Raw genomic sequence first — 12,844 nt, forward strand, 5'->3', positions numbered from 1 at the left:
TGAGCTTTGGCAAGCATCGAACGCGCCGCCTAAGTCCGGCGGACAAAACCTGCCAGCAGCACCGCGCTCGCCAGCGAAAGAAAGGCAAACAGGATGAACAGCGCGTCATAGCCCAAACGCGGCACCAGCAGCACGGTGAGCCAGGGCATGATCATCCCCGGTACCGTATTGGTCAGATTGAACACGCCCAGATCGCGCGCCCGGTGCTGGGGCGCGGGCAGCACGCGCAAGGTCTGGCTGGCATGAAGCGACAGAAAGATCGCGGCGGCGATGGCGAAAACCACGTAGCCCGCAATCGCCAAAGGCAGCGTTGCGGCGGCTGCCATGATCAGCATTCCGCCTGCACACAGCACAGCGGTGACCACCAGTGGCTGGATCGGGCGGCCATGACGGTCCGACCAGCGCCCCAGCATCAAGGACAGCGGCACCGCGCCAATCAGCACAAGGCTGAAAATGTTGGCCGCGGCGTTCTCCGGGTAGCCGGGCGCGAGCGATCGCAACCAGTATAGCAAGAATGCAAACATCCCGCCTTCCGCCACCTGCACCAGCAGCCGCGCCACCCACATCCGCACCACCACCCGGTCGCGCAACGGCAGCGGATTGGGCGGTCGCACGCAAGGCAACATCAGGTCTGCACGCACCCGGCCCCGGCCCAGCAGCACCGCCGGTAGCACCATCGCGCTGACCAGCAGCGCCACCAATACCAAACGCGAAGCAGGATCAACAAGCCCCGCAAAAGTGACCACCGATCCGGCCACCGCGCCTAAGGCTGGCGACAACGCCAAGGCGCCGCCGAGCACACCCTTCTGCGCGTCGGGAAAGCAATCCCCGGCCCACGCCATCAAGGGTGCAAGCATCAGGTTCAGCGCGACCTGCCATACCATTATCAGCAGGATAATTTCGGCAAGTGAAGACGCCGCGCCCACTGCGAGTAACGCACCGTTGGAGGCGAACAAGCCGGCGATGATCCACGGTCGCCGGGTGCCGGTGCGATCGCTCAACATGCCGACCGCGATATTGGCGAGGCTCGCCATGACCGCTCCGAGGAACGTGACCTGTGCCAGCGCCGCCACATCCTCGCCGCCTTGCAGCTCGGCAATACGCTGGGGGAGCAGCACAGTCAGCAGCGGGACGTAAGCAACCGCGCCCCCGGCGGCGGCGAGTGCGAACAGGGCGAGAAACCAGACCGGCTGGCGTTCGGACGTTTCAGCGGCGGGGTCGGCTATCAAGCCTGGCCCGCTGCCTGCGCAGAGCGCCGCACCGGCGGACGGGCTGTAGAGGATCGTTCGACCAGTCCGGCGGCCACTTCGATCACGGCATCCGCGTCGCCATCCGGTCCGCGCACGATCAGATGCTCGACAGCGCGGCTGACTGTCTCGGCAATCGGCTGATCGATTGCGGTGAGTGGCGGCTGCGAGAAGCGCACGATCGGGGTGTTGTCGAAGGAAATCAGCGAAAGATCATGCGGCACGGCCAATCCACGGTCCCGCGCCACTTCCAGCGCGGCGAGCGCCATTTGATCGGATGAAGCGACGATGGCGGTCAGATCGGGATTGCGATCAAGCAAGGCGCGCGCGGCGCGGGTGCCGGATTCGTAACCAAAATCGCCCACTTCCAGCAGGCCGTCTTCAGGCAACCCGGCTTCCGCCATAGCGCGTCTCCAGCCGTCAATCCGCCAGCCGCTGAGGCTGTATTGCTGCGGCCCGGCAATCATCGCGATGCGGGTATGACCCAGTTCGATCAGGCGGTGGGTGGCAAGACGCGCTGCGCCTTCGTCTCCCATGGTCAAAGCGATCCCCGGCCCCGGCGCATTCGATCCTATGCGCGCAAAGGGGATCTGCCGTTCGGCCAGCAATGCGGTGATCAGGTGATTTTCGGAATGCGGCGGGGTCAGGATCACGCCATCGGGTTGCAGGGCGGAAAGCGCCGCGCCCAATTCGCGCTCGACATGGTCGGAATGGGTATCAACCAGTTCCACCATCATCCGGTAACCGTGCTTGGAGCAGGTCAGAATGCCGCCCAGCAGCATCTGGTCAACCCAGTCGGTGCCCAGCCGCGCCCGCCAATCGGCCAGCGTGCGTTCGCGGTCATTGATGGCAAGAATGATGTAGGAGCGCGATCCGCTCATCCGCTGCGCCGCGAGGCTGGGGACATAGCCCAACCGTTCGATCGCAGCGCGCACCTTGTCGCGCATCTGCGGCCGCACGTTCGGCCCGCCGTTCACCACCCGGCTTACTGTTTGAAGCGAGACACCCGCATCTTCGGCCACGTCCCTGATCGTGACTGTCTTGCGCACCCGCGCCATTACCTGTCGACCTCCGCTCAGCCTGTCACTCGCAACGCCTATCGGATACAGGCCCGTCCCGTCTCGGGATCGCTGGCGCACACATAGACCCTGATCCAATCGATTGCGAATTGCGCAGGAAAACTGTCCGCGGCAACCCCCTTGGCGTTGTTTTTTTCGGACAATCCGCCGCCCACGGCCAGATTGGCCATCACGTAGAAGGGCTGATCGAAGGGTGCAACGCGATTGCCCTTGGCAAGGGGGCTGGCGGAGTCCCACTGGTCGGCCGTAACGGTCAGGTGCACGCGGTCATCCACCAAAAAGCGGATCAGGCCCGCGCCCCATTCCACCGAATAGACATGGAAACCATCCGAGGGCAGCGCCAAATCGGGCAGCGCGGTACGGTTGTCGACATAACGGTTGGCCGGTGCAAAATCGCCGAAATGCAACGCGCTGATGGAGCGGTTCTCGCCGCGTCCGCCAGCGCATTCCTTGCAAGCGGCGCCAATATTGACCGCTTCGAGAATATCGATCTCGCCCGACCGTGGCCAGGCGCCATAGGCATTGTCCTGCGGCATCATCCACACGGCAGGCCATGTCCCCTGCCCCGGCGGCACCTTGGCGCGCACTTCGATCCGGCCGTAGCGCCACGCATGAAGCCCAATGGTGCGGATCTTCCCCGAGGTGTAGGGCTGCGACACTTGCGGGTTGGGCGTGTCCGCAATTTCGGGCGGGCGCGCCGGGCCGGTGAAAGGCTCCGCGCGCGCTTTCAGCAGCAGCAGACCGCCTTCCACCGCGATGTTGTCAGGCCGGTCGGTATAGCACTGGCGTTCGTTGTTGCCTCCGCCCCAGCAGGAAACTTCGGGCGTCCATTTGCTGCGGTCGAGCCCCTCTCCCGCAAACTCGTCGGCCCAGACCAGTTCCCAGCCTGCGCCTTCAAGCGGCGCCAGCGCAAGGGGCGTGGTGGCAATCAGCGGATCACCCGGGCCTGCGCAACCGTTCAAAAGCAGCAGGGCCGCGGTCAGCGTTGCCGCCTTTCGCTGCCCTGCCATCTTGCCAACAACCATCAAAAATTGAAGCGGGCGATAAAGGTGTAGCGACGATCATTGCGGAACACCGCAGACGTCGGGCGCGTCCCGTCGAAATCGACCACTGTCGAAAGCTGCGTCGTTTCGTCGAGAAGGTTCACACCCTGCACGCCCAGCTTGATGTTGGGGGTAAGGCTGTAAAAGATCGTCCCGTCCAGCTGGCCACCGGCATCTTGGTAGATCGCCGAAAACGGGAAGAGATCATCGCGCGGCGTGACCAGGAAGTCGCTGCGCCAGTTATAGGCCGCGCGAACCGACAACGGTCCCTTTTCGTAGAACAGCGTGGCGTTGACCGTGTGCTTCGATGTGCCAGCCAGCGGCAGCTGACCGCCGAACGGACCATTGTTAAGCGGCTGACCGCTCGAATTGACCGAAGGCGAGCCGATCCCTGAGATGTTCGGGTTCGGGAAATCCCCGGCATCGATATAGGTATAGGTGACTGCCGTACCGAGCCCGTCGAGGAACCCGGGAAGGAAATCGAAGGTCTGCTGGTAGCTGAATTCCACACCCTTGAGCAAGCCATTGATATCGTTCGCCGGACCACTGATGATCACGTCCTGCGACGTGCCGCCGGGTGTTGTGTAATTGACCAGACCTGTCCCGTTGCTGATGATCCCCGTGATGTCCTTGGCAAACAACGCGAGGCTGAGCTGGCCGACATTGGCAAAATACCATTCGAAGCTCAGATCGTAATTCCACGCCTCAGTCGGCAGAACATTGCGATTGCCGGTTCTCACCGACAGGAGTGGCCCGTCGGTCGGCCGCCCGCTGAACCCGAGCACGCCGCTGGCGTTGAACAGATTGAGGTCGGGACGGCTGATCCCCTTCGACACGGCACCGCGAACGACGATCCCGGCGCCGTTATCATAACGGACATTGAAAGACGGCAGGAAGTGATCGAAATCGATGGGCCGGTTATCGCGGATCAGCTCGCCAGTATGCAGGCCTGCAAAGTCGGAGAGACGGGCACCGGTCAGCTGACAGAAGGCTTGCTGCGGGACATCCGGACTCGCACCACGACAGGCAGCCTCGATTTCAGCCACCTGCACGATCCCGTCACCATTGCCACCGTTGGTAGCGGCGTCAAAGCGTGCCGGATCGGGGAACGCCAGCACCGAATTGTTGCCGACCTTTGTGCGGACATACCGCAGCCCGATATTGCCAGAGATCGAAGCGCCGCCATCAAAGTCGGCACCGAAGTCGAGCCGCGCATAGGCTGCCGATGTGATTTCGGTCACATCCGAGATTTCCTCGGGACAGAACGTATCGCATGCAACCAAGGTGCCGTCGATCAGCGTGCGGGTGCGACCATTAACACCCAGGTTGAAGCGTTCGGGCGACTGGCCGAGAGTGCTGATGGCATCCCACTGCTGGTCGGTCACGCCGTCCAGATATTCCTTTAAGAAATCGTCCCCGCCGTAGAAGAACGCCCCTCCGCCTGCGATCGGCGTCGATGCCTCGCCGCGCTGGAAATTGTCCGCAAAGGGCGTGCGATAGGACGATGCGCTGGGGAATTCGTCGGAGTAGACACCGCCCGCAATGGCAAATTCCTGACCTGGCAGCCCGGTGAAGAAGCGGCCCGGCACAAAGCCGCCGGTCGCGGCGCAGCCCGGCCCTTCGTTCCACGGCGCACAGCCGGCACGGCCCGCCCAGGGCGCCGAAAGGTTACCCCAGGTGCTGAAGTTGGTATTGCGGTTGATACGGTCGCGCGCGGCCCAGCGCCCGCCAATTTCGACCCTGCGGAAGAACCCGTCATCGCTGAGGTCATATTCGAGACTGCCGGAAAGCGTGAACAGCTCGCCTTCGTTCTTCTCGCGGCCGTCGAGGCCGAACCAGTAGTAATTGTTGCGCCCGCGGGTGTAGTAATCGGCAGGCGCACCGACGGGGGCGAGGAACTGGATGTCCGGGGTCTTGCCGCGCAGATCAATCGCAATGTCAGACCAGGTGCTCATGGCACCAAATACCGCATCGCGGGTCAGGTTCGAGCTCAAGGTCTGCATTTCGACCTTGCCGCGGAACCGTTCGGAGAAGTTCATTTTCGCATCGAACGAGATGTCCTGCGTCACCGAATTGGCTTCCCGCAGGAAGCGCAGCGAATCCATCGGGATGCCGCCGCGCCCGAACGGGTTGGCATAGGCATCGCCGACGCTCTGCGTGAGAATTCCGCTCACAAATTTGCCGTTGTCATCGAACTGGTAGCTCGTGCCCGGGCGTGGCTGGTTGGTCAACACGCCATCATCGATCCGGCCGAGCAGCGCGTATTCTTCGGTAGAAAAGGTGGTTTCGGAACGCAGGAATTCCAGCGTCATCACCAGATCGCCATCAAGCGTTTCGAACTGACCAACGGCCGAGAAGGCTTCGCGGTCCCGATCAAGCATCGTCGAACGCACGTTGGCAAACTGCGGTACCAGCACCGAATTGGCCGGCGGGAAATTGTCCTTCGTGAAGTTGGGCGCATCGCCGAAACCGCCTGAATTGAGCGGGAAAATGCGCGCGCAGCCAGCACTGAGGTTCTCCGGACGATAGCAATAATCGACCAGCTGCGAGGCATCGGTGCGGCTCTTCAGCTCCGACTTCGAATAGCTGAGCTGAACGCCGAAGGTGCCCTGCCCGGTTTCGAACGTGTCCGATGCCAGAATGTTGAAGGTCGGCGACCATTCCCCACGCAAATCGCCATAGTTGGCCTCGACCGAACCGGCGATCCGGAACCCGCGCCGGTCAAGCGGCTTGCGGGTGACGAGATTGACGAGACCGGCAATGTGGCCTTCGATCTGGTCGGCGGTGATGTTCTTGTAGGTTTCGACACGGCCCACCAGTTCCGGCGAGATATCCTCGAAACTCAGCGCGCGGCCGCCATTGGCCGAGAAGATGTCGCGGCCGTTGAGCTGCGAGCTGACGTAAGGCAAGCCGCGAATGATGACAGCGGTGCCTTCGACCGAGAAACGCGTGGGGTCTGAAGTCTTTTCGAAACGACCGATGTTCACGCCAGGTATGCGCTGAAGCGTTTCGGCAACCGAACGGTCAGGGAGTGCGCCAATATCTTCTGCCGTGATCACGTCGACCACGGTATCTGCCCTGCGCTTGATCGCCTGAGCGGATTGCAACGAGGCGCGAAAGCCGGTGACGACGATCGCATCCTCGGCTTCCTCGTCGGCGATCGCTTCGTCGGCCTCGGCGTCCTGCGCCCAAGCCGGGGCGGCGGTCGCCGCAGAAATCGCCAGCGCGGATGCCGTACCAAGAGCGAACAGGCGCCGACGCGGCGCAACAGGTGCGATGTTCATGATATTTCACTCTCCCCATGCCGCGCGACAGATTCGTGCCTGTCGCTGCGGTGTCCAAGCAGCTATTAGCGTATCTTGAGAGCGTTCTCAAGACTTGTAATCTTGTGTTCATATTGCATCTTGGCAACAGGTAGCGCACCATCATCGCGTGATCATCATGGCCCGCAGAGGCCCGGCAGGGATCGAGGAAATCGTGGCAATAGAACGGATTATCATCGTTGGTGGCGGCACAGCCGGGTGGATGGCCGCCGCAGCTCTGTCGCGCATCAAGGCCGGACGGGCTGTGGAAATCACGCTGATCGAATCCGAAAGCATCGGCACGGTTGGTGTCGGGGAGGCAACGATTCCACCCTTCGTGGGCTTCAACGATCTGCTCGGCATCAAGGAAAGCGAAATGCTGGCTGAAGTCGGCGGCACCTTCAAGCTGGGCATCCAGTTCGAAAACTGGGGCAATCTGGGTGACAGCTACATCCACCCTTTCGGCGCCTATGGTTACACGATGGGCGGGATCAGCTTCCACCATGTGTGGCATCGCATGAACCGCGCCGGTGACAAGCGCCCGATCCAGGTCTTCAACGTAGAAACCATGGCCGCCTATTTCGGCAAGTTTGCGCGAACCGAGGATTTCAAGCGCGACGATCTGCCGCCGGTCAATTACGCCTATCATCTGGATGCCGGCCGGTATGCCGCGTTCCTGCGTCGCTTTGCCGAAACGCGCGGCGTGGTGCGGCAGGAAGGCAAGATTGCCGATGTTGCCCTTGATGGCGAGACCGGCTTTGTGACCGGCGTGACGCTGGAGGACGGGCGGCAGTTCGCGGGCGATCTGTTTATCGATTGCTCGGGCTTCCGCGGCCTGCTGATCGAACAGGCGCTGAAGACCGGCTATGATGACTGGAGCCAGTATCTGCCCTGCAACCGCGCCGTGGCACTGCCGTGCCAGCGCGAAGACGGCAGCCCACCCCCGCCCTTCACACGCGCCACTGCGCACAGTGCCGGGTGGCAATGGCAGGTGCCACTGCAACATCGCAACGGCAACGGCCATGTCTATTGCTCCAGCTTCATGGAGGACCAACAGGCGCTCGACATTCTGCTCGGCAACATCGCGGGCAAGCCGCAGGCTGAACCCAATTGGCTGCGCTTCACCACTGGGCGCCGCAAAAAGTTCTGGAACAAGAACGTGGTCGCGCTGGGGCTGGCCGCCGGCTTCATGGAACCGCTGGAATCGACCTCGATCCACCTCATCAACACCGGGATCGACAAGCTGATCTCGCTGCTGTCGTTGGACGGCATCACGCAAGCGCAGGAGGATACCTTCAACCGCCTGACGGGGCGCGAATATGCCCGCATCCGCGACTTTCTGATCCTGCATTACAACGCCACCCAGCGCAGCGACTCCGAATTCTTGAACTACGTCCGCACGATGGATGTGCCCGATACGCTGAGGGAAAAGGTCGAGATCTTCCGGGCCAATGGCCAGATCTTCCGCGAGGAGGATGAGCTGTTTACTGAAACAAGCTGGGCCGCAGTGATGATGGGTCAGGGGATCCAAATGGGCGGTCACAATGCGATGGCCGACGCGCTCGACCCCGCCCAGACCCGCACCGAAGTGGACGAGATGGAAAAGTCGATCCGCTCCCTTGTGCAGGCCATGCCGGGGCATGGCGATTACCTTGCGCGCTATTGCCCCGCGCCAATGGCCGCGTAACCGGGCGAACGGACGAATAGGCGATTCTTGACAAACGGGGGTGACGGCTGAAAGGGGGACCGATCGCCCCCGGCCTGCCTGTGAGGTTTCCCGCCATGACCCATGAACCGCACGGTTGGACCGCGCTGGTCCTGGCCGGACAACGTCCGGGCGTGGACCCGGTGGCGGCTCATTTCGGGCTGGAAGCCAAAGCGCTGATCCCGGTCGCAGGCGAGACGATGCTGGGGCGCGTGCTGAAGGCACTGGCAGACACGCCGGACGTGGCGCGCATCATTGTTTTGGCACAGAACGCATCCGACCTGATGGCGCATCCCGAACTGGCGTGGGCCGCGGCCGATCCGTGCATCACCGCTCGCATATCGGGCCGCACCATCAGCGGATCGGTGCGCGATGCCATAGCGGACGCCGCAATCGGGCTGCCCGTTGTGGTGACCACAGCCGATAACGTCATGCTCACGCCCGCCACCATTGCCGAGTTCATCGCCGGTGCGAAAACGAGCGATGTGGCGATTGCGATGGTGAAACGCGGGCGTCTGGAGGCCGCCGTCGGCCCGAATAAGCGCACATGGCTGACCTTCAGGGACGGCGCCTTCACCGGCGCGAACCTGTTTGCGCTCAACACCCCTGCAGCGCGCAATGCACTGACCTTCTGGGAACGGGTCGAACAAGACCGCAAGTCCGTGCTGCGGCTTGCGGCGCATTTCGGCCCGGTGCTGATGGCAAAGCTGCTGCTGCGGCGGATGACGGTTCATGAAGCGCTCGCCGCCGCCGGCGCCAAGCTGGGCGCAACGGCGGCGCCTGTGCTGTTATCGGACGGGCGCATGGGTGTGGATGTCGACAAGGTTGAAGATCACGCGCTCGCCGAACGCCTGTTGGCGGCACGAGGCTGAATTGCAGCGCATCGCTCTTTACGATCTCGACCGCACGGTGACCCGCGCGCCGACGTTCACGCCGTTCCTTGTCCACATGGCGGCAAGCGGCAATCCGCTGCGGCTGCTGGGCGCACCGCTGTGGGTGCTGGCGATGCTGGGCTACAAAGCAAAACTCTATGGCAGAAAGCCGCTCAAGCAGTTCGGCCTTCGCCTGCTGGTCGGGCGCCAAGTGCGCAATACGTCTCTTCAGCCCCGGATCGACGCTTTCGTGGCACGGCAATTGGCACGCAACATCCAGCCTGGCGCGCGCGCTCAGATTGCAGCGGACCGAACGCTGGGCGCAACCCTTGTGCTCATCACTGCCGCGCCCGAAATCTATGCCGAGGCGATGGCCCAAGCCATCGGCTTTGACGCCTGTATCGCCACCCGTCACCAGCGCGATGCCCACGACAACCTGCTCTGCACAATCGACGGCGCAAACAACTACGGTGCCGAAAAGATCATCCGCGTCGAAGCATGGCTGACTGCGCAGGGCCTTGCTCGCGCCGATTGCCACATCACCGCTTACACCGATCACGCCAGCGACGCGCCGATCCTGAACTTCGCTGATGCGGGCGTGCTGGTGGGCCGCTACGCCAAGCCACAGGCCGGATGGGCGCAAGCCGATTGGCGCTTTGCGGAGAGAAGCACCAGGGCATGAAACGCATCTGTTTCCTGTTCAATCACGACCAGACGCACCAGCTGGCGCATTCTCTTCCGATTGCGCTGGCGCTGGCGGCGCGCGGGCAACACCGCATCGTCCTGGCTTACGTGAAGGACGCCATCCGCCAGGAAATCACAAGACAGGCCGATCCGGCGCTGCTGGCGCGCATCGAGCTGGTGCAGCTTGCCCTCAAGCGCGGGGGTTCGCAGGCGCTGGCAAATGCGTTTGAACGGCTGGTGCCTGCCACCAAATTGCTCGTTTATCGCGACAATCTCGATTTCTTCGCAAGCTTCGATGCGGTGGTGGTGTCGGAGAAGACAACGCTGCTGCTCAAGACCCGCTATGGCCTCGACAATCTCAAGCTGATCCACACCCGCCACGGCGCAGGCGATCGGGCAATCGGGTTCAACCCGGAAAGCGCAGGGTTTGATCTGGTGTTGGTTTCCGGCCCCAAGATCCGCCACCGGCTGATGGCCGATGCGGGATTGCGGCCGGAACAGATCGCGATGGTCGGCTATCCCAAGTTCGATCTGTGCGCAGATAATCGCTTTGCCGACACCTTCCCCGCGCCAGAGCGTCCGGTGGTGATTTACAACCCGCACCCTTCACCCAAGCTTTCAAGCTGGTTCAGGCACGGCGCGGCGGTGATCGCAGCGTTTCGTAACCAGAACCGCTACAACTTGATCTTCGCACCTCACGTGATGCTGTTTGCGCGCAAATGGGTGTTCACAGTCGATCCGCCCAGCCTTGCCCGCGTAACCCCGCCCGGTCCCGAAACCCGCGCCGATCCGCGTATTCACATCGACACCGGCAGCGCCTCCAGCAGCGATATGCGCTACACCAATCGCGCGGACATCTACCTCGGCGATGTCAGCAGCCAAGTGTATGAATTTCTGCGTAGCCCCCGCCCCTGCCTGTTCCTGAACGCACATAAGGTGGCGTGGCAGGATGACCCCAACTACCTGCACTGGCGAGCCGGGCCGGTGCTGGATAATGCCGACGGCCTGCTGGATGCGATTGATGCTGCGGTGGCGTCTCATCCGGACTATGCGGCGACCCAGCAAGCGCTGATCGATGCGACTTTTTCGCTCAGCGAACGCGCTTCTGCCGATCGGGCGGCGGATGCGATTGGCGCCTTTCTCGAAGGAACACCCTCCCTTGGCTAGTCTCACTGCATTCTGGCGTTACGGCGTGGTCAAGACCCTGCGCAAATGGAAGGCCGCCGCCCTGTCACCCGTACTGGCAGCACGCGGGGACGGGCCGGTGCGATCGGCCTATGGCGTGCGGATGGTGCCTAACTGGCAGGACACGACCTTCCGCTATTGCATCTTTGGCACCTATGGCCGCGACCTGTCCGATTTGCTCTTCGGCCAGCGCGACGATTTCGTGTTCGTCGATATCGGCGCCAATCAGGGGCTGTATTCGCTGATCGCCGCGCAAAACCCGCACTGCCGCACGATCATCGCCTTCGAACCGGTGCCTGCAACCCATGCGCGGCTTGCGGCCAATGTTGCGCTGAATGGTGGGGCAGATCGGACGGTGCTGCATAAGCTCGCCATCGCGGACAGCGTGGGCGAAGTTGAAATCAGCGTGGCCGCCGATCATACCGGGACAGCGACGTTAGCCGGGCGCGATGGGATCGGACGCGAGGGGCAAAGCGGCGGCGGCGTGTTGATCCAGACGATTGACGCAGCGCTGCTTGATCCGTTGCTGGCGGGCGAGCTTCCCATGTTCGTCAAGATCGATGTCGAAGGGCTGGAAGCGGTGGTGATCGCCGAACTCGCCAAGACGGCCAGCTTCGCGCAGGTCCAAGCAATCTTCTACGAAGTCGACGACCGCTGGGCGAGCGCCCGCGAGATCGAGACCTCGCTGCGCGCCACCGGCTTCACCCGCTTTGCGAAATACGGGCGCGGGCATCACTACGACGTGCTGGCAACCCGCTCCTGAAGCACCTGCTGCGCCAGCGCCCGGCCTGACAGCCAGGCGCCTTCAACGCGGGGACTGTGCAAATAGTCGCCTGCGATCCCAAGTCGCAGTTCCGGATCGAACCGCCCACCCGCTCCCGTCAACGCTTTTGGCAGGGAATAAAGCCAGCGATGCGCATCAAGGTGCACCGGTACGGCTGGCGCAGTGCCGGTTGCAGCGAAGAAATCCGCTAGCAGCGTTTGCGCAGCCTCCTCCTTGGGCAGGTCGATCAGTTCGCGGCTGCGCGATTGTGAGGCGTGGATCACCCATGTCTCCGCCCCGCTGCGCCCCGGCTTAGCCGAATTGCGCGCTGCCCAACTGATGGGCCCGCTGTCATTGCGGAAGGTATCGGACCCGTAGCCCAAGGGCGCGGCAAAGCCCGCCATCACCGCCCAGCACGGCGCAGACTCAACGCTTCCCGCCAGCGCCGCAAAATCGGGTGCGACATCGGCCAGCAGCACGGCGGCCTGTTCGGCAGGTACGGCTACAAGCACATTTGCCGCGACAAATATCTGCTCGCCTGCGTGGACCTGCCAGCCCTCTGGCGTGCGGCCCAGCCGCTCGGCCCGCACACCCCAGCGCACATCTTGCGTCTCGGCCATCGCCTTTACACAGGCATTCATTCCGGGGGTACCGACCCAAGCCTCATCGCCCGCAGCGGGCCAGCGTGCGGCCACACCCGCCGCTTCCCATTCAGCCACTTTCTCGCGGAAGGCAGTGTCGCGCGCCGTGGAATATTGCGCGCCATGATCAAAACCGACCGTCTGGCCCGCGATCTCGGCGCGCCGCGCCGCCATTCGCCCGCCCGGACCGCGCCCCTTGTCGAGCACGATGGTGCGCAGGCCTGACGCCGATAGGGCCGTGGCCGCAGAAAGCCCCGCCATACCGCCACCGATAATCAGAATATCACAATGTTCATCCATCCCGCGCCAACGCGTGGGAGCCG

10 protein-coding genes are annotated in these 12,844 nt (G+C 62.9%); 5 read left to right on the plus strand and 5 right to left on the minus strand.

Annotated elements, in window-relative coordinates:
- Positions 1-29: 29 nt before the first annotated feature.
- Genes ACRANW_RS12495 through ACRANW_RS12510 form a run of 4 tightly spaced genes read right to left on the minus strand, consistent with a single transcriptional unit; the run spans position 30 to position 6,653 of the window.
- Positions 30-1,229: an MFS transporter gene (locus tag ACRANW_RS12495; RefSeq protein WP_479432097.1), complete on the minus strand. Its 1,200-nt coding sequence runs from the start codon at positions 1,227-1,229 to the stop codon at positions 30-32.
- The gene (locus tag ACRANW_RS12500; RefSeq protein WP_479432098.1) at positions 1,226-2,305 is read right to left on the minus strand and encodes a LacI family DNA-binding transcriptional regulator; all 1,080 of its coding nucleotides are present in this window, start codon (positions 2,303-2,305) and stop codon (positions 1,226-1,228) included. The genes ACRANW_RS12495 and ACRANW_RS12500 overlap by 4 nt, the downstream gene beginning before the upstream one ends.
- A 38-nt stretch (positions 2,306-2,343) precedes the next feature.
- Positions 2,344-3,336, minus strand: a complete 993-nt coding sequence (locus ACRANW_RS12505; RefSeq protein WP_479432099.1) for a glycoside hydrolase family 16 protein — start codon at positions 3,334-3,336, stop codon at positions 2,344-2,346.
- Between the two features lie 14 nt (positions 3,337-3,350).
- The gene (locus ACRANW_RS12510; RefSeq protein WP_479432100.1) at positions 3,351-6,653 is read right to left on the minus strand and encodes a TonB-dependent receptor; all 3,303 of its coding nucleotides are present in this window, start codon (positions 6,651-6,653) and stop codon (positions 3,351-3,353) included.
- A gap of 157 nt (positions 6,654-6,810) precedes the next feature.
- Here ACRANW_RS12510 and ACRANW_RS12515 point away from each other — a divergent pair, with 157 nt between their 5' ends.
- From ACRANW_RS12515 to ACRANW_RS12535, 5 genes are all read left to right on the plus strand, one after another.
- Positions 6,811-8,358 (plus strand): tryptophan halogenase family protein, encoded by a 1,548-nt coding sequence (locus tag ACRANW_RS12515; RefSeq protein ID WP_479432101.1) that lies wholly within the window; start codon positions 6,811-6,813, stop codon positions 8,356-8,358.
- 95 nt (positions 8,359-8,453) lie between these two features.
- Positions 8,454-9,248: a nucleotidyltransferase family protein gene (locus ACRANW_RS12520; RefSeq protein WP_479432102.1), complete on the plus strand. Its 795-nt coding sequence runs from the start codon at positions 8,454-8,456 to the stop codon at positions 9,246-9,248.
- A 1-nt stretch (position 9,249) separates the two neighbouring features.
- Positions 9,250-9,930 carry an HAD family hydrolase gene (locus ACRANW_RS12525; protein ID WP_479432103.1) on the plus strand — a complete coding sequence of 227 codons (681 nt, stop codon included), beginning with the start codon at positions 9,250-9,252 and terminating at the stop codon, positions 9,928-9,930.
- Positions 9,927-11,099 carry a hypothetical protein gene (locus tag ACRANW_RS12530; protein ID WP_479432104.1) on the plus strand — a complete coding sequence of 391 codons (1,173 nt, stop codon included), beginning with the start codon at positions 9,927-9,929 and terminating at the stop codon, positions 11,097-11,099. Before ACRANW_RS12525 ends, ACRANW_RS12530 begins: the two co-directional genes overlap by 4 nt.
- A complete protein-coding gene (locus tag ACRANW_RS12535) occupies positions 11,092-11,880 on the plus strand; it encodes an FkbM family methyltransferase (RefSeq protein ID WP_479432105.1) in 789 nt (262 codons plus the stop codon). The genes ACRANW_RS12530 and ACRANW_RS12535 overlap by 8 nt, the downstream gene beginning before the upstream one ends.
- On the opposite strand, the gene ACRANW_RS12540 is transcribed toward ACRANW_RS12535, so the two are convergent.
- On the minus strand, positions 11,853-12,821 hold the full coding sequence (locus ACRANW_RS12540; RefSeq protein WP_479432106.1) for an NAD(P)/FAD-dependent oxidoreductase: 969 nt from the start codon (positions 12,819-12,821) through the stop codon (positions 11,853-11,855). The genes ACRANW_RS12535 and ACRANW_RS12540 overlap by 28 nt on opposite strands.
- Positions 12,822-12,844: the final 23 nt, after the last annotated feature.

It is taken from the genome of Erythrobacter sp. 'gip.4 top 5', assembly GCF_056495765.1.

What these genes read in the sequence shown, in the direction of transcription:
- ACRANW_RS12500 (WP_479432098.1), bottom strand. Translation starts at nt 2,305, where the DNA reads ATGGCGCGGGTGCGCAAGACAGTCACGATCAGGGACGTGGCCGAAGAT.
- ACRANW_RS12505 (WP_479432099.1), bottom strand. Translation starts at nt 3,336, where the DNA reads ATGGCAGGGCAGCGAAAGGCGGCAACGCTGACCGCGGCCCTGCTGCTT.
- ACRANW_RS12510 (WP_479432100.1), bottom strand. Translation starts at nt 6,653, where the DNA reads ATGAACATCGCACCTGTTGCGCCGCGTCGGCGCCTGTTCGCTCTTGGT.
- ACRANW_RS12515 (WP_479432101.1), top strand. Translation starts at nt 6,811, where the DNA reads ATGGCCCGCAGAGGCCCGGCAGGGATCGAGGAAATCGTGGCAATAGAA.
- ACRANW_RS12520 (WP_479432102.1), top strand. Translation starts at nt 8,454, where the DNA reads ATGACCCATGAACCGCACGGTTGGACCGCGCTGGTCCTGGCCGGACAA.
- ACRANW_RS12530 (WP_479432104.1), top strand. Translation starts at nt 9,927, where the DNA reads ATGAAACGCATCTGTTTCCTGTTCAATCACGACCAGACGCACCAGCTG.
- ACRANW_RS12540 (WP_479432106.1), bottom strand. Translation starts at nt 12,821, where the DNA reads ATGGATGAACATTGTGATATTCTGATTATCGGTGGCGGTATGGCGGGG.